This window comes from Pseudomonas sp. 05N434, from assembly GCF_056396965.1.
Window position 1 is genome coordinate 1 of record NZ_JBFTMK010000121.1, and the last position, 16,334, is coordinate 16,334.

General features: G+C 61.8%; 12 protein-coding genes and 2 pseudogenes. 12 read left to right on the forward strand and 2 right to left on the reverse strand.

Annotated elements, in window-relative coordinates; translation table 11 throughout:
- Positions 1-87 precede the first annotated feature (87 nt).
- From AC1DLB_RS10575 to AC1DLB_RS10615, 9 genes and pseudogenes are all read left to right on the forward strand, one after another.
- Positions 88-999, forward strand: a complete 912-nt coding sequence (locus AC1DLB_RS10575) for a TauD/TfdA dioxygenase family protein (RefSeq protein WP_477744075.1) — start codon at positions 88-90, stop codon at positions 997-999.
- Between the two features lie 15 nt (positions 1,000-1,014).
- The gene (locus tag AC1DLB_RS10580) at positions 1,015-2,040 is read left to right on the forward strand and encodes an ABC transporter substrate-binding protein (RefSeq protein WP_477784973.1); all 1,026 of its coding nucleotides are present in this window, start codon (positions 1,015-1,017) and stop codon (positions 2,038-2,040) included.
- A 5-nt stretch (positions 2,041-2,045) separates the two neighbouring features.
- A complete protein-coding gene (locus AC1DLB_RS10585; protein ID WP_477784974.1) occupies positions 2,046-2,906 on the forward strand; it encodes an ABC transporter ATP-binding protein in 861 nt (286 codons plus the stop codon).
- Positions 2,907-2,926: 20 nt separating this feature from the next.
- Positions 2,927-3,793, forward strand: a complete 867-nt coding sequence (locus AC1DLB_RS10590; protein ID WP_477744076.1) for an ABC transporter permease — start codon at positions 2,927-2,929, stop codon at positions 3,791-3,793.
- A gap of 110 nt (positions 3,794-3,903) precedes the next feature.
- Positions 3,904-4,065, forward strand: a pseudogene (locus AC1DLB_RS10595) (efflux transporter outer membrane subunit); the annotation flags it as partial.
- 124 nt (positions 4,066-4,189) lie between these two features.
- Entirely contained in the window at positions 4,190-4,972 is a 783-nt protein-coding gene (locus AC1DLB_RS10600; protein WP_018929403.1) for an efflux RND transporter periplasmic adaptor subunit, read from the forward strand.
- Positions 4,969-6,288, forward strand: coding sequence for an efflux RND transporter periplasmic adaptor subunit (locus AC1DLB_RS10605; protein ID WP_477744077.1), 1,320 nt, complete (start codon positions 4,969-4,971; stop codon positions 6,286-6,288). Before AC1DLB_RS10600 ends, AC1DLB_RS10605 begins: the two co-directional genes overlap by 4 nt.
- The gene (locus tag AC1DLB_RS10610) at positions 6,289-8,385 is read left to right on the forward strand and encodes a site-2 protease family protein (RefSeq protein ID WP_477784975.1); all 2,097 of its coding nucleotides are present in this window, start codon (positions 6,289-6,291) and stop codon (positions 8,383-8,385) included.
- A gap of 11 nt (positions 8,386-8,396) precedes the next feature.
- The gene (locus AC1DLB_RS10615) at positions 8,397-8,894 is read left to right on the forward strand and encodes a GNAT family N-acetyltransferase (protein ID WP_018929400.1); all 498 of its coding nucleotides are present in this window, start codon (positions 8,397-8,399) and stop codon (positions 8,892-8,894) included.
- Positions 8,895-8,952: 58 nt separating this feature from the next.
- Here AC1DLB_RS10615 and AC1DLB_RS10620 read toward each other — a convergent pair whose 3' ends face one another.
- Positions 8,953-9,264, reverse strand: coding sequence for a DUF6916 family protein (locus AC1DLB_RS10620; protein ID WP_007940987.1), 312 nt, complete (start codon positions 9,262-9,264; stop codon positions 8,953-8,955).
- Between the two features lie 56 nt (positions 9,265-9,320).
- A complete protein-coding gene (locus AC1DLB_RS10625) occupies positions 9,321-9,908 on the reverse strand; it encodes a phage tail protein (RefSeq protein ID WP_477744078.1) in 588 nt (195 codons plus the stop codon).
- Positions 9,909-10,111: 203 nt separating this feature from the next.
- On the opposite strand from AC1DLB_RS10625, the pseudogene AC1DLB_RS10630 reads away from it, so the two are divergent.
- The 3 genes and pseudogenes from AC1DLB_RS10630 to AC1DLB_RS10640 form a co-directional block, all read left to right on the forward strand.
- Positions 10,112-11,548 (forward strand): annotated as a pseudogene (locus tag AC1DLB_RS10630) (glycosyltransferase family 39 protein); the annotation flags it as partial.
- 151 nt (positions 11,549-11,699) lie between these two features.
- Positions 11,700-12,545, forward strand: coding sequence for a sulfotransferase family protein (locus tag AC1DLB_RS10635; RefSeq protein ID WP_018929397.1), 846 nt, complete (start codon positions 11,700-11,702; stop codon positions 12,543-12,545).
- A 50-nt stretch (positions 12,546-12,595) separates the two neighbouring features.
- On the forward strand, positions 12,596-16,334 hold a 3,739-nt coding region (locus tag AC1DLB_RS10640), incomplete at its 3' end, for an Ig-like domain-containing protein (RefSeq protein ID WP_477784976.1).

Here is a 16,334-nt window from a genome sequence, read left to right on the forward strand (position 1 = left end):
GCACGCACGACACGAACCAACACGGGACCTCCGTGAGTTTCTGATCGACGCGCGCCCTTGAGCGCGCCGTGCGTGGGAGTGATTTTTATGCCAGCTGTCTCTTTTTCCCCAAAGCCTGAGCCAACAAGCGCCGCCACCCTCGCGTCGCAAACCTTCGAAGTCCGCCCGTTCAGTGGCGCCGTCGGTGCCGAAATCATCGGCCTGGATCTGTCTCGCCCAATCAATGACCAGGACTTCTCCCGAATCCACCGTGCGCACCTGGATCATCATGTGGTGGTCTTCCGCGACCAGCGCATAACCCCCGAACAGCAGATCGCCTTCAGCCGCCGTTTCGGCGTGTTGCAGATCCATGTACTCAAGCAATTCCTGCTGGCCGGGCATCCGGAAATTCTCATCGTTTCCAACATCATCGAAAACGGCCAATCCATCGGCCTCGGTGATGCCGGCAAGTTCTGGCACTCCGATCTCTCTTATAAAGAACTGCCGAGCCTGGGCTCGATGCTGCATGCCCAGGAGCTGCCCTCCGAAGGCGGCGACACGCTGTTCGCCGACATGCACAAAGCCTGGGACAGCTTGCCCGAGGCGCTGCGTAAAGCCGTCGAAGGTCGTTCGGCCGCGCATTCCTACACGGCGCGCTACAGCGAGAGCAAATTCGAGGGCAACTGGCGTCCGACCCTGACGCCGGAGCAACTGGCTCAGGTCGCTGAAGTTGTTCATCCGATCGTCCGCACCCACCCGGAAAACGGTCGCAAGGCGTTGTTCGTCAGCGAGGGCTTCACCACCCGCATCGTCGGTTTGCCGGAAGACGAGAGCAAACAATTGCTCGACGAGCTCTACGCCCACAGCGTGTTGCCGCAAAACATTTACCGCCATCAATGGCAGGCCCACGACCTGGTGTTCTGGGACAACCGCTCGCTGATTCACCTCGCCGCCGGATGTCCCAGCCATCTGCGCCGCAAGTTGTATCGCACCACCATCCAGGGCGACGCGCCTTTCTGATTTCGGAGAACCCTCATGTCCAAACGTCTTCCATTTGCACCGTTGGCCGCCGCTATCGGCCTGGGTTTCAGCCTGCTCGCCGGCAGCCTGGTGGCGCCGACCGTGGCCCACGCCGAGGGTGAAATTCGTATCGCCGAACAATTCGGCATCGTTTATCTGCTGCTCAACGTGGTGCGCGATCAGAACCTGATCGAGAAGTACGGCAAGCAGGAAGGCATCGACATCAAGGTCGACTGGACCCAGCTCTCCGGCGGCTCGGCGGTCAACGATGCGTTGCTCTCCGGCTCCATCGACATTGCCGGTGCCGGCGTCGGGCCACTGCTGACCATCTGGGACCGCACTCACGRCAAACAGAACGTCAAGGCCGTGGCTTCCCTGGGCAACTTCCCTTACTACCTGGTGAGTAATAATCCGAAGGTCAAAACCATCGCTGACTTCACCGAAAAGGACCGCATTGCGGTGCCGGCGGTCGGGGTGTCGGTGCAGTCGCGCTTCCTGCAATACGCAGCGGCCAAGCAATGGGGCGACAAAGAGTTCAATCGCCTCGACAAGTACACCATCGCCGTTCCGCACCCGGATGCCACTGCGGCACTGATCGCTGGCGGCACCGAGTTGACCGGGCACTTCTCCAACCCGCCCTTCCAGGATCAGGCGCTGGAAAACCCCGGTGTGCACGTGGTGCTGAACACCTATGACCTGCTCGGCCCGAACTCGCCGACCGTGTTGTTCGCCACCGAGAAATTCCGCAACGAGAACCCGAAAACCTATAAAGCCTTCATCGCGGCGCTGACCGAAGCGGCCGAGTTTGCGCAGAGCGATAAAGGCGCGGCGGCCGACACATACATCCGTGTCACCAAGGCAAAAATCGACCGTGCGGCGTTGCTGAAAATCATCGACAACCCGCAGTTCGAATTTACCGTCACGCCGAAAAACACTTACCCACTGGCCGAGTTCCTCTACCGCGTCGGCGCGATCAAAAACAAACCGGATTCGTGGAAGGATTACTTCTTCCAGGATGCCAAACCGCTGCAAGGGAGCTGATCGACATGAACGCCCCYTTGCAAGGCCACACGGCCAGCAATCCGATCGCGGCCGCGCAAGCGCTGCTGTCGGTCGACCAGGTCAGCCTGGAATACCGCACGCCTGCGCGTGTGGTTCGAGCGACCCATCAGGTCAGTTTCGAGATCGATCCGGCGGACCGCTTTGTGTTGCTCGGTCCGTCCGGCTGCGGCAAATCGACGTTGCTCAAGGCGGTCGCCGGGTTCATCCCGCCCTGTGAGGGCGAGATTCGCCTGCAAGGCCAGCGGGTCGATGCGCCAGGGCCGGACCGGATCGTGGTGTTCCAGGAGTTCGATCAGCTGCCGCCGTGGAAAACCGTCAAACAGAACGTGATGTTTCCGCTGCTCGCTTCCAAAACCCTCAAGCGCAAAGAGGCTGAAGAGCGGGCGCTGCACTATCTGGACAAGGTTGGTTTGGCGGCGTTTGCCGATGCCTATCCGCATACCCTGTCTGGCGGCATGAAAGCTCGGGTGGCGATTGCCCGGGCGTTGGCGATGCAACCAAAAATCCTGTTGATGGATGAACCCTTCGCCGCCCTCGACGCGCTGACCCGGCGCAAGATGCAGGAAGAGTTGCTGCTGCTCTGGGAAGAGGTGCGTTTCRCGCTGCTGTTCGTTACTCACTCCATCGAAGAGGCGTTGGTGGTGGGTAATCGGATTCTGCTGCTGTCGCCTCATCCGGGGCGGGTACGAGCCGAAGTCCACAGCCATCAATACGATTTGCACAGCCTCGGGGGGGTGGCGTTCCAGGAATCGGCACGGCGGATTCATCGGCTGTTGTTCGATGAAGGCCAGTCACCGGAAACCGCGCGTGAGCTGGATTTCGCCGATATTCGCATCGCTTATTGAGCCATTGAGAGGAGTGCCCGATGAGCCCGCTATCATCCGCGCGTAAAGAGTACGAAATCGTTTTGCAGTCGCTGACGAGTGTCCCGCTGGAGCGTGAGTTACCCCTCGGTCAGCGTCTCTGGCAACAGGGCTGGTTGCGTAAAAGCCTGATCCTGATTGTGCTCGCGCTGTTCTGGGAAGCCGTTGCCCGTTACCAGAATAACGACCTGCTGCTGCCAGGTTTTCTGCAAACCGCCAGCGCGCTGTACGACGGCCTGCTCAGCGGTGAACTGTTGGGCAAGGTGTGGATTTCGCTGGTGGTGTTGTTGAAGGGCTACCTGATCGGGATTGTGCTGGCGTTTGCCCTGACCACATTGGCGGTGTCGACACAATTGGGTCGCGATCTGCTGAGCACGCTGACCTCGATGTTCAACCCGTTGCCGGCGATTGCGCTGTTGCCGCTGGCGCTGCTGTGGTTCGGGCTGGGGCAGAACAGTCTGATTTTTGTACTGGTGCATTCGGTGCTCTGGGCGTTGGCCTTGAACACCTATGCCGGGTTCCTTGGCGTTTCGGAAACCCTGCGCATGGCGGGGCGCAATTACGGCCTCAAGGGCATGCGTTTCGTGTTGTTCATCCTGATCCCGGCCGCGCTGCCGTCGATCCTCGCCGGTTTGAAAATCGGCTGGGCATTCGCCTGGCGCACGCTGATCGCCGCTGAACTGGTATTTGGCGCCACCAGCGGCAAGGGTGGGTTGGGGTGGTACATCTTCCAGAACCGTAATGAGCTGTACACCGATAAGGTATTCGCCGGGTTGGCGGTGGTGATCCTGATCGGGTTGCTGGTGGAGAATCTGGTGTTCGATACGTTGGAGCGGGTGACGGTGAAGCGTTGGGGGATGCAGCGCTGAGTTTTGCGGTGTCTGATCTGGCCCCTTCGCGGGCTTGCCCGCGATGGCGGCAGACCTGCCAATACATCAGTCAGAAGGATGTTTGCTAGCATTGCGTCTGAATCAATCCAGATCAGATCAACATCCTGACCGTGCAAGGCGAATTGCTGGCGACCCAGCAGCAGTGGGTCGAAAGCTCGACCGGGGTGTCGTTGGCGATGGTGGGGTTGTACAAGGCGTTGGGTGGGGGATGGGAGTCGGTGTATCCGGTGGCGGAGATGGCGCAGCGTTGATATGGATGATTCGTAAGGAAATTAATACCTATCCGCCAATGCGCGCTCCAACCAATGATGGCCATCCGCTTGACGCGTTMCCCCGCTGTCGTAGACTCCGCTCATCCGTCAGGGAGTTACGGTTATGCGGCGTTTTCGTGTTTGGGTTGCGGGATTAACCTTTGTAACGTGCGTAGTACAGGCGCAAACGCCTGCGCCAGACGATCCGTTGTTGGAAAGCAACGCGGTCGGCGGTAACGCGTCAGCCAGCAGTGAGGCCCGTGGTGTGTTGCGAGCCCGGGATCAGGCGGTGCTCGCCAGTGAGTTGTCCGGGCGGATTGTCGAGTTGCCGTTCAGTGAGGGCGAGTCGTTCAAAAAGGGCGACACCCTGGCGCGGTTTGACTGCTCGGCTTATCAGGCTCAGCTCAACGCGGCACAGGCCGCCAATCGTGGCGCCGGTGAGGAGCTGGCCCATAATCGGCAACTGGCGGCGTTGAATTCGGTGGGGCGCTTTGAAGTGGCGCGGGCCGAGGCCAAGGTCAGCGAAACCCAGGCGCAATCTCAGGTTTATCAGGTTCAGGTCAAACGCTGCAGTGTGGTCGCGCCGTTCGATGGCCAGGTCGTCGAGCGCAAGGTCAAGCGCTACGAAAGCGTTGCCGCTGGCGCGCCGTTGCTGGATGTGGTCGATAACCGCACCCTGGAAATTCACCTGTTGGTGCCTTCACGCTGGATGGGCAAGCTCAAGCCCGGCCAGACGTTCAGTTTTGTCCCCGATGAAACCGGTCAGCCGCTGGATGCCACGGTCAAGCGCCTCGGCGCGCGGATCGACGAAGGCAGCCAGACCTTGCTGCTGGTGGCGACACTGCCCAACGCCAGCGGCCTGTTGGCCGGCATGAGCGGAACGGCGCGTTTCGCGGAGCTCAAGTGAACGCCCCGGTAACGGGCGGCGCCGAGCAGGTGTTCGCCAGGTTTCTCGACCTCGAACGCCAGACCCGCGCGGCTCGTAATCCTTCGCAACTGGCCTACAGCCTGGTCAATGACGGTCAGTCGCTGTTCAGTTTCCGCCATGCCGCATTGTTGATCGCCGGCAAGGTGCAGGCGGTGACCGGTGTCAGTGCGGTGGAGCCGAATGCGCCGTTCGTGGCGTTTGTCGAGCAAGCGGTCGCGCAGTTGTTCAAGCTCGAGGTGCTGAAACAGGCACGGGTGATCGCGCCCGATCTGCTCAGTGAATCGATTCAGGCCGATTGGCAAAGTCTGTCGGCCGCTCAGGTGTTCTGGTTGCCACTGATTGATCATCAGGGCGAGATCTTCGGCGGGCTGTGGCTGGCGCGGGATGTGCCGTGGAACCCTGCCGAGCAGGTGCTGTTGTCGCAACTGGGCGACACCTACAGCCATGCCTGGCTGGCGCTGCAACCGCGCAAACCCTGGCGACTGCGCTGGACGCGCAAGCGTCAGGTGGCACTGGTCGCCGTGTTGTTGCTCGGGTTACTGATTCCGGTGCGCCAATCGGTGTTGGCGCCGGCTGAGGTCGTCCCGTTGGGCGGTCGGGTGGTCGCGGCGCCGCTGGACGGGGTGATCGCCGAGTTCCTGGTCAAACCCAACCAGACGGTGAAGACCGGCGACCTGCTGCTGCGCTTCGAAAGCACCACGCTCAAGGCTCAGGCTGATGTGGCCGAGCGCGCTCTGGGCGTTGCCGAAGCGGAACTCAAGGCCAATTCCCAACGTTCCTTCGCCGATGCCGAATCCAGTTCGAAAATCGATCTGCTGGCCGCACGTGTCGAGCAGAAACGCGCCGAACGGGATTACGCCCGTGAACTGCTCAAACGCAGCGAAGTGCGTGCCGAGCGGGATGGCATCGCGGTGTTCGCCGATGCCGAACGCTGGACCGGCAAACCGGTACAGACCGGCGAGCGCTTGATGGAACTCGCCGACCCGAATCAGGCCGAGTTGCGCATCGAATTGGCCGTGGGCGATGCGATCGCCCTGGAGCCTGGGGCGCAGGTCGCACTGTTTCTCGACAGCGATCCACTGCAGCGGCACCAGGCCAGGCTCGAACGTTCGGCCTATGAAGCGCAGCCAACAGCTGGCGGGCAACTGGCTTATCGACTGGATGCGACATTCGACGGCGCACCGCCGCGCATTGGCTTGCGTGGCACGGCGAAAGTCTTCGGTGACCGTGCGCCGCTGGCGCTGTACCTGTTGCGTCGACCGCTGGCCGGGTTGCGTCAGAGCGTAGGCCTTTAGATGAGCCTGCCGAGCCTGCGGGCAGACCTGCAATTGTCGACGGCGGCGCCGGCCCTCGACGGGTCACCATGCTGGACCCTGGCCGACCCGGTGCGTGGACGTTATTTCAAACTCGGCGCGGCGGCGATGCGCTTGCTGCGTCATTGGTCCCTGGGTGATCCCGAGCAGGTGCTGCGTGCCGCCAACCGCGAGCCAGGGCTGCCGCTGGACGGCGCGGCGCTTGAGCAATTGCTGGAATTTTTGYGCGGCCACGACCTGATCAGCGCCCTCGACCCATCGCAGCGCGCCAGTTACAGCCTGAAGGCCGCGGCTCAGCGCCAGAGCCTGTGGAAAATCCTGCTGCATCAATACCTGTTTTTCCGGATTCCGCTGTGGCGTCCGGACGCCTTTCTTAATCGCGTCTGGCCGTGGCTGGAGCGTTTCGGCCCGCGCGCATTGCGCTACGGATTGCCCGCGACGCTGGGGCTCGGGGTGTTTCTGGTGTCGCGGGACTGGCAGCGATTCATCGCCACCTTTCCGCACCTGTTCAGCCTCGGTGGCGCGCTGGCGTTCGCGGTGGCGTTGTTTTTCGCCAAGCTGTGCCACGAATTCGGCCACGCCTTCATGGCCAAGCGCGCCGGTTGTCGGGTGCAGAGCATGGGCGTGGCGTTCATGGTGCTGCTGCCGATGTTCTACACGGACGTCAGCGACGCCTGGCGGGTCAACGATAGACGTGCGCGTTTGCTGATCGGCGCCGGCGGGGTGCTGGCGGAACTGGTGCTGGCCTGTATCGCGCTGCTCGCCTGGTCACTGCTGCCCGATGGCCCCGGGCGCACGGCGGCGTTCATGCTCGCCAGTGCGACCTGGATTACTACGCTGGTGATCAACCTCAACCCGTTCATGCGTTTCGACGGCTACTTCTTGCTCAGCGACTTCTGGGAAGTGGACAACCTTCAGGGACGTGCCTTTGCCTTGTGTCGCTGGCGATTGCGCGAGTTCCTGTTCGGCTACGCTGCCCCGGCACCGGAGCCGTGGGCGCCGAGGATGCAGCGGCGGTTGTTGATCTGGGGATACGGCTCGTGGCTATGGCGCGCGGCGTTGTTTTTCGGGATTGCGCTGGCGGTTTATCACCTGTTCTTCAAGGTATTGGGGATCTTCCTGATGCTGGTGGAGCTGGTGTGGTTCATCTTCCTGCCGATCCTGAGCGAGTGGCGGCAATGGTGGAGTCGTCGCGAACAGGCGCATACGCCTCGGGTACTGCTCAGCAGCCTGACATTGTTCGGGCTGTTGTTGCTGCTGGCGCTGCCGTGGCGCAGCGCGGTGGAGCTGCCGACGATGCTGGAGGCGGGACACACCAGCGCCTTGCACGCGCCGGTGGCGGCGCGGGTAAAAACGGTGAATGTGCATGACGGTCAGGTTGTCGCCCAGGGCGAGGTGCTGATCGAGCTGGAATCACCGGACCTGGACTCACGCCAGGCCATCGTCCGCCGCGAGATCCAGATTCAGCAGTTGCAGATGCGTCGTCAGGCCAGCCGCAGCGAAACCGCGGCCGACGCCGGAATCGTCGAGCAGCGCCTGGCGGAAGCGGTGGCTGAATACCGCGGCCTGGTCGCCCAGCGTGAGCGACTGCTATTGCGTGCGCCCCACGCCGGCAAGGTGCGCGACCTGTTGCCGCAGTTAACGGTCGGTCGCTGGCTTTCGACTAAAGATCCTTTGGTGCGGGTGGTCGAAGACGGCGCGCGGTTGCGCGGTTATCTGGCTGAAGCCGAGCTCTGGCGTGTTGCTTCGGGTGCTCGCGGGCGGTTCATCGCCGATGACCCGATGCACCCGGCGATCGCCGTGCAATTAAGCGAAATCGATACCAACGGCGCGGCCTATGTCGATCAAGAGGCGCTGACTTCCGATCATCACGGGCCGATTGCCGTACGCCGGGATGAGCATCAGCGCGCCGAACCGGTGCAGGCGCAGTATGGCGCGCGGTTGAGCGTCCTCGAAGAGACGCCGACGCCGGTGCAACCTTTGCGCGGCATTGTGGTGTTGCAGGGCAGCGGCGAATCGTTGTTGGGCGTTGCCTGGCGGCGCATGGCAGCCCTGGGGGTCAGGGAAAGCGGTTTCTAGGGAGAACAGCGATGGCGAACAGCGATTCAGTGGCAGCGGACGGTCTGGTGGTCAGGCCTTCGCGCGCCAGCGATGGACCTTTTCTGCACAGCCTTTACCAGGCGGCGCGGCCGGATCTGCAATGGATCGACGGCGAGCAGGAAGTGGTCCAACAGGTGGTTGCCCAGCAATTCACCGTGCAGGAACAAGGACTGGGGGAAAACTTTCCCGACGCCATGCATTACGTGATCGAGAAACTCGACACAGCCATCGGCGCGTTGACCACCGACTTCGGTCCCAATGAAATTCGCGTGCTGTACCTGGCGTTCATCCCCCAGGCCCGAGGCCGGGGTTACGGGCGGACGGTGCTGCAAGGCGTGCAAAAAGCCGCGCAACAAATCCGCTGCCCTGTGGCGACGGTGGTCTGGGCCAACAATCCCCATGCGCGCCAGCATTACCTGGCGCTGGGGTTTCAGGTTGAAGAGCGCAACCCGGCGGCGGAGCGGTTGGTGTGGTACCCGCAGGGTTAAGAGCAATACAAAAAACCGTGGTGAGGGGCTCACCACATAAGCCCGCTCCCACAAAGTCTCAGTTGAAGGCGATGTAGAAATAACCCACGTCGGGATCCCGCCCCATGGTCGGTACTCGCGAGACGAAAATATTTTCCACCTGGCCCAGTTCCGGCAACTCCAGCGCACACAAGCCATCGACAAAGTCGGTGGGTTGCAGGCTGTTGAGCTCGACGCTGAACGGCATGCGCTCGCTTTTGGGCATCTGTGAATGGGGCGTTTCTTTAAGGGTGTCGATATGGATCGGCAATTCACTGCCATCGGGCAGCCGCAGCGTCCCGGTCTTGCCCAGCAGTGCCTGAAAGTGTTGGCTTTGAACCTGTTGCAGCATGGCATCCCTCCATCAAGCAAAAGTGGCCGGGGGATGTGCATCCCCCGGCCAGACCCTCAGTTACGCGAAGGGAATAATCCGTTCAGGGCGATGCTGAAGTTGAGCACCAGGAACGGGTTCATCACCGTCATGGGCAAACCATTGCCGGCGGACGAGATTTCCCCCGTCACGGTGCTGGTGACACCCTTGAGCGGTACCGCCGCAGCACCTTGCTGATCGGAGTAGATGCTCGCCGAGCCTGGCCCGCCGCCCGAGGCACCGATGTAGGAGTTGGTTGCGGTCGGGTTGGTGACCGGGTTGCTCGCCGGGCTGGCCAGTTGCAGGGTGGTGGTGGCCGTGAGCCCGGACAGGGCGTGGGTGTGGTTGGGCAGGTTATTGATGGTTGCGGTGACGTTTTCGGTCCCGGAGACCTCACCGATGACACGCGGGGTCAGGCCCAGGCCGTTGCCTTGGGCAATCGGCATGCGGCCCTGCAGGTTGGGCAGCATGAAATTGCTGGTGCCATTGCCTCCATAGTAGGTTCCCAGCAGTGAGAACAGCGCCTGGTATTGCGAGATCCCCAGCGTCTGGCCATAGCACAGGGCCCAGCCGTTGGGGGCGAAGTTAAAGGCGAAAGGTTGGATAGTGCCCATGAATACTTCCATAGTTCCTCATCCCTCAGGTTAGTGTCTGATATGTCACATCGCAGGCCCGGTTATCCGGGCGGATCGCAGTGATCAGCCGACTCCGTTCATCTCCGTGGCTGGGTCACGCCACGCCAAAGCGTAGACGCTGATCGGAATGATTGCCGGACGTCGTCCGTCGTAAAGCCAGCATCGACGACGGGCCTGAGCCTGTCCTACAGTGCTTGAGAAAATTTTACGACCTGACGGCGGCGGCGATCTGGGGTGACGAAGGGTCCAGCCTGTTGTTGAGCCAGTACTCTCTGGCCGGGATCTGGGAACATGCAGCCCATGATGTGCATCCGCCGCTGTATTTCATGCTGCTGCACGGCTGGATCGGGCTGTTCGGCGACGGCATTTTTTCGATTCGTTGCCTGAGCGCGCTGCCGGGGATTGCCACGGTCGGGCTCGGTGTCTGGCTGGTGGACCTGCTCGCGACCCGCCGCGCCGCGTTGCTGGCCGGGGTTCTGCTGGCGCTGTTGCCCACGGCGGTGCGGTATAGCCAGGAAGTGCGGATGTATTCGCTGTTGGGGATGTGGCTGATCGGCGCCACGATCGCCCTGGTGTACTGGATAAAACGGCCACAACGCACGCGCTATCTGGTGATCTACACCCTGCTGATGACAGCGGCGTTCTACACCCATTACTTCACCGCGCTGTGCGTGCTGTGTCACTGGTTGTATCTGGGCCTGATCCGTGTGCAGCCAGGGTACCGACTGCGGCACATTCAGCGCTCGGGCTGGTGGCTGGCCAATGTGGCCATCGTGCTGTTGTACTTGCCGTGGGTGCCCAGCCTGATCGATCTGATCCAGCACTTGGATCTGCTCAAGGCCAATGGTGATGTGGGATGGGAGCCCCCCGTCATGCTCGACTCATTGCCGTCGATGATCTGGTCGCTCCTGATCCAGGACGATGGCGAGAACCTGCCCACGCTGATTTTTATCGCGCTGCCACTGGCATTGGTGGCCCTGGCGGGCGTGGCGCTGGCCCGCGACCGCAGTGTGTTCCGTGGCAGTGTGCTGGCGGTGATCTACACCGCGGTCCCGTTATTGCTGGTGTTTGCGGTGTCGTTCATCTCGCCGGTGTTCATCGAGCGTTACCTGACCGCTTACGCCTTGGGTCTGCCGATGGTTGTCGCACTGGCCGTCGATCGCTTGTACGCAGACTTCAAGGTCTTGGCACTGGCCGTGCTGCTGCTGTTTGTCGGTGTCGAGCTGGTGGGGGTGAAGAACAATGCCACGGTGGATACTGAGGATCAGATCAGCGTCATGGCCAAACACGTGAACCAGCACTTCATGCCCGGCGACCGAATCGTCACCAGTGACATGCTCTGGTACCTGAGTTACGTCTATTACAACCAGACCAACGCCAAACCGATGCTGTACACGCCACCATTGGCCTATGGCCGGTCGAGCCGGCCGAACGCCTACGGTTTCGGTACGCTGGTGACCAATGACATCTACCTGGATAGCCTCGATGCCTTGCCCAAAGGCACTGGTCGGGTATGGCTGGTCGGTACCCTCGAGGGGGCGGACGAGTTCGCTCCATTGCCCGCGGGCTGGCAACGCGTCGACGAAGCCCGGGGGGGAGGCGCCGTGGCACGCTTGTATGTGCTGAAGTAATCCGTGGTTTCAGGGCTTAAACGATTCAACTTTTAAACGGTTATATCAATTGCGTTTTCCAGTCGATTTAGCTCCAATTTGATATCAAAACACCACTAGCTGTAAGGCCATTCATGGTCTACGCTCCGTCGTACAAAGGACTGAATGACGGGTGAATGGATTGCAGCAGTTCCACTTTATCTCCGGCTTGCCGCGCTCGGGCTCGACCCTGCTTTCTGCCATTCTTTTGCAGAATCCGCGTTTCCATGCCGGCATGACCAGCCCCGTGGGCGCACTCTTTTCCGGCGTTCTGGAGCAATGCAGCGCCGGCAGCGAATTCGGCGCGGTGATCGACACCGACCTGCGTCGCCGCCTGTTGCGTGGCCTGTTCGATTCTTATTACGCCGACAAGGCCGACAAACCGGTGGTGTTCGACACCAACCGCCTGTGGAGTTCGCGCCTGCCGGCGATCAGCGATCTGTTCCCTCAAGCCAAGATCATTGCCTGTGTGCGCAATGTCGCCTGGGTCATGGACAGCATCGAGCGCCTGTACCGCGCCAATCCCTTCGAAAACACCAAGCTGTTCGGCGATGCGGTTGAGCGCAACACGGTCTACAGCCGCTGCGAAACCCTGGCCCAACGCAATCGGTTGGTGGGGTTTTCCTGGGCCGCCCTCAAGGAAGCCTATTACGGCGAACACGCCGACTCACTGCTGATCATCGATTACGACCTGCTGAGCCAGGCGCCAGAGCGGGTGATGCGGCTGGTTTACGACTTCATCGGTGAACCCTGGTTCGAACATGATTTCGATCATTTGGCCTACGACGCACCGGAATTCGACCAGGCCCTTGGCCTCTCGGGGCTGCACAAGGTGAAGGCCAAGGTTCAATTGCAGTCCAGGCGCACGATCCTGCCGCCGGATTTGTTCAAGCAATACGCCGAGTTGTCCTTTTGGCTCGATGGCTCAGCCAGCGCCGCCAATGTCATTCGTATGAAAGCCGACGCCGCGATCAGTTGATCGCGGCGTTTTCATTGGTCTGTCAAAAAGTTCGAGTCCGGGTGAGCAGCATGTGGTGGAGCAAAGGCAAGTCGCGGGTTACTCAAGGCGCACGAGCGCTGGCCTCGCCAATGATCATGTCCCTGGAGCCGCGCATGCTGTTCGATGGTGCGGTGGCCGCCACAGTGGCCGATACTGCCCAGGCTGACACCCATACCACGGCCGACGCGGTCAAGGCACCGACTGCCGACAAGTCGGTCGCCAGCAAGGACACCCACGGCCAGGCCGATGCCACGCCAACCCCGACACCTGTCGCGGTGCCAGGGCAAAGCGTGGTGTTCGTCGATTCGCGGGTCAAGGACGCCAACAGCCTGCTTAAAGGCGTCGCGCCGGGCACTCAGGTGGTCCAGCTGGACGCGGGCAAGGACGGCTTGCAGCAGATTGCCGACTACCTCGACACCCATCAGGGCATCAGTTCGGTGCAGATCATTGCCCACGGCAACGCAGGCGATCTGTGGCTGGGTAATAGTTATCTGTCGGCCGATAACGTCGCGGCCCGCAGCGCCGTGCTGGCGGAAATCGGCAAGGACATGAACGTCGGCGGCGACATCATGATCTACGGCTGCTACACCGCCGAAGGCGAGCGCGGCTTGAGTTTCGTCGACTCGCTGGCGCAACTGACCGGCCGTGATATCGCCGCTTCCAGCAACCGCACCGGGGTCGGTGGCGACTGGAATCTGGAAATTGCTACCGGCAACATCGAAAGCGCCAACGTGCTCTCGACCACGGCCATGAGCGAGTATCAGTGGGGCCTGGCCACCTGGACCGCCACCAACAACGCCAACACGGGCGTCGGCTCGCTGCGTGCCGCCCTCGCCTCGGCGCAGAACGGCGATATCGTCACATTCAGCACCGGCATGACGGTGCAGTTGACCTCCGAATTGCTGATCAACAAGAACGTCTACGTTGATGGCGACTTGAACAACGACGGTGTGGCAGATGTGACTCTTGATGGTCAGTACAAGACCCGAGTGGTTGAAGTGGCGTCTGGCAGTACCGTGACGCTCGATGGCCTGGTGATCACCCGTGGCCTGGTGGCGGGCAACGGTGGCAACGGTGGCTACGGTGCCACGGGCGCGATGGCGGGGGGGATTTTCAACGCAGGGATTCTGACCCTGAAAAACGTTACCGTGACCTCCAACGCCGCTTCCGGTGGTGGTGGCGGCGGCGGTGTCACGGGCGCTTTTTACGGCGGTGGCGGCGGCGGTGGTGGCGGTTTGGGCGGCCAGGGCGGCGGGCACGGCGGTTCGGCAGGGCCGGGCACCGGCACATTGGGCGGCCAGGCGGGCAGCGGCGGTGTCGGTGGTTATGGCGGCGGTTATGACGCCACCCACATGGGCGGTCGCGGTGGTTCCACCACTGGCGGTGCTGGCGGGGTGGGCGTTTCCTATTACAGCAACGGCGGTAACGGTGCGACGGCCACCAATGGCACGATTTCCATTGGCGGTGGCGGCGGCGGGGCCGGTTGGGACAAGGTAGGTGGTGCTGGCGGCAACGCGGTAGGCGGGATCTACAACGCCAGCAGCGGCACCATAACCGTCATCGGCACGTCGACCATCAGCAACAACATCGGCGCCGGTGGCGGCGGTGGCGGTGGTGGTGGCCAAGGCAGCAATGCCAGTAATGGCGGCATTGGCGGCCGGGGCGTCGGTGCGATCTGGAACAAAGGCACGTTACTGATCACGGCTGCCAACTTCGCGGCCCTGGCCGGTAATGCCGCAGCCAGTGGTGCAGGCGGTACCGCGCAGGGCGGAGGTTCAACCGGCACCTCGCCGACCTCTTTCTCGACTATCTACAACGACGGTGGCGTACTCAACACCGCGTATTCGCCACCGCCGACCGCGACCATTGTGGTCGCCGACACCACACTGAGCATCGGCGAAACGTCCTTGGTGACGATCACCTTTTCCGAGGCCGTGACCGGTTTCACCAACGCGGACCTGACTATCCCCAACGGCACCCTGAGCGCCGTCAGCAGCAGCGATGGCGGCATCACCTGGACGGCAACGTTCACCCCGTCCGCCAGTATTTCCGATACGACCAACGTCATCACCCTGGACAACACCGGCGTGATAAACGGCCTGGGCACCGCCGGCGTCGGCACCACCAACTCCAATAACTACACGGTCGACACCGTACGCCCGACCGCGACCATCGTGGTGGCGGACAATGCGCTGAAAGTCGGCGAAACCTCGCTGGTGACCATCACCTTCAATGAAGCGGTCACCGGTCTCACCAACGCGGACCTGACGATTGCCAACGGTACGCTCACGGCGGTGAGCAGCAGCGATGGCGGCATCACCTGGACGGGAACCTTCACCCCAACCGCCAGCATCACCGATACGACCAACCTGATCACTCTGGACAACACCGGAGTCAGCGACCTGGCGGGCAACGCCGGTAGCGGCACCACCGACTCCAACAACTACGCCATCGATACGGTACGCCCGACCGCCACGATTGTGGTGGCCGATACAACGCTAACCGCGAGTGAAACCTCGCTGGTGACCATTACGTTCAGCGAAGCGGTGAGTGGTTTCACCAACGCCGACCTGACCATCGCCAACGGCACGCTGAGCGCGGTGAGCAGCAGCGATGGCGGCATCACCTGGACCGCGACCTTCACGCCGTCGGCCAGCGTCAATGACACCACCAACCTGATCACCCTGAACAATACCGGGGTCAGTGATCTGGCGGGCAACACCGGCAGCGGCACCACCAATTCGAACAACTACATGATCGACACCGTCCCGCCGACCGCGACCATCGTGGTCGCCGACAACGCACTGAAAATCGGCGAAACCTCACTGGTGACCATCACCTTCGATCAGGCSGTRASCGGTTTCACCAACGCSGACCTGACSATCGCCAACGGTACRCTCACRGCGGTGAGCAGCAGCGACGGCGGCATTACCTGGACGGCGACSTTCACCCCGACYGCCAGCATCACCGACGCGACCAACCTGATCACCCTGGACAACWCYGGCGTGCAGGCGGCCGCCAGCGGTAACGTGGGCAYTGGCACGACCGACTCCAACAACTAYGCSATCGACACCGTGCGCCCGACGGCCACTATCGTGGTCGCGGACACGGCACTGAAAATCGGCGAAACCTCGCTGGTGACCATTACGTTCAGCGAAGCGGTGAGCGGTTTCACCAACGCTGACCTGACCATCGCCAACGGTACGCTCACGGCAGTGAGCAGCAGCGACGGCGGCATCACCTGGACCGCAACCTTCACCCCGAGCGCCAGCATCAACGACACCACCAACCTGATCACCCTGGACAATACCGGGATCAGCGATTTGGCGGGCAACGCCGGCAGCGGCACCACCGATTCCAATAACTACGCCATCGACACCGTGCGCCCGACCGCCACGATTGTGCTGGCCGATACRACGCTGACCGCGGGCGAAACCTCGCTGGTGACCATTACCTTCAGCGAAGCGGTGAGCGGTTTCACCAACGCCGACCTGACCATCGCCAATGGCACGCTGAGCGCGGTGAGCAGCAGCGATGGCGGCATCACCTGGACTGCGACCTTCACGCCTTCGGCGGGCATCAACGACACCACCAACCTGATCACCCTGAACAACACCGGGGTCAGTGATCTGGCGGGCAACACCGGCAGCGGCACCACCAACTCGAACAACTACGTGATCGACACCGCTCCGCCGACCGCGACGATCGTGGTAGCCGACAACGCACTGAAAATCGGCGAAACCTCACTGGTGACCATCACCTTCGATC

Coding starts and splice junctions, on each gene's coding strand:
- AC1DLB_RS10590 (WP_477744076.1), top strand. CDS start 2,927: ATGAGCCCGCTATCATCCGCGCGTAAAGAGTACGAAATCGTTTTGCAG.
- AC1DLB_RS10600 (WP_018929403.1), top strand. CDS start 4,190: ATGCGGCGTTTTCGTGTTTGGGTTGCGGGATTAACCTTTGTAACGTGC.
- AC1DLB_RS10615 (WP_018929400.1), top strand. CDS start 8,397: ATGGCGAACAGCGATTCAGTGGCAGCGGACGGTCTGGTGGTCAGGCCT.
- AC1DLB_RS10575 (WP_477744075.1), top strand. CDS start 88: ATGCCAGCTGTCTCTTTTTCCCCAAAGCCTGAGCCAACAAGCGCCGCC.
- AC1DLB_RS10625 (WP_477744078.1), bottom strand. CDS start 9,908: ATGGAAGTATTCATGGGCACTATCCAACCTTTCGCCTTTAACTTCGCC.
- AC1DLB_RS10620 (WP_007940987.1), bottom strand. CDS start 9,264: ATGCTGCAACAGGTTCAAAGCCAACACTTTCAGGCACTGCTGGGCAAG.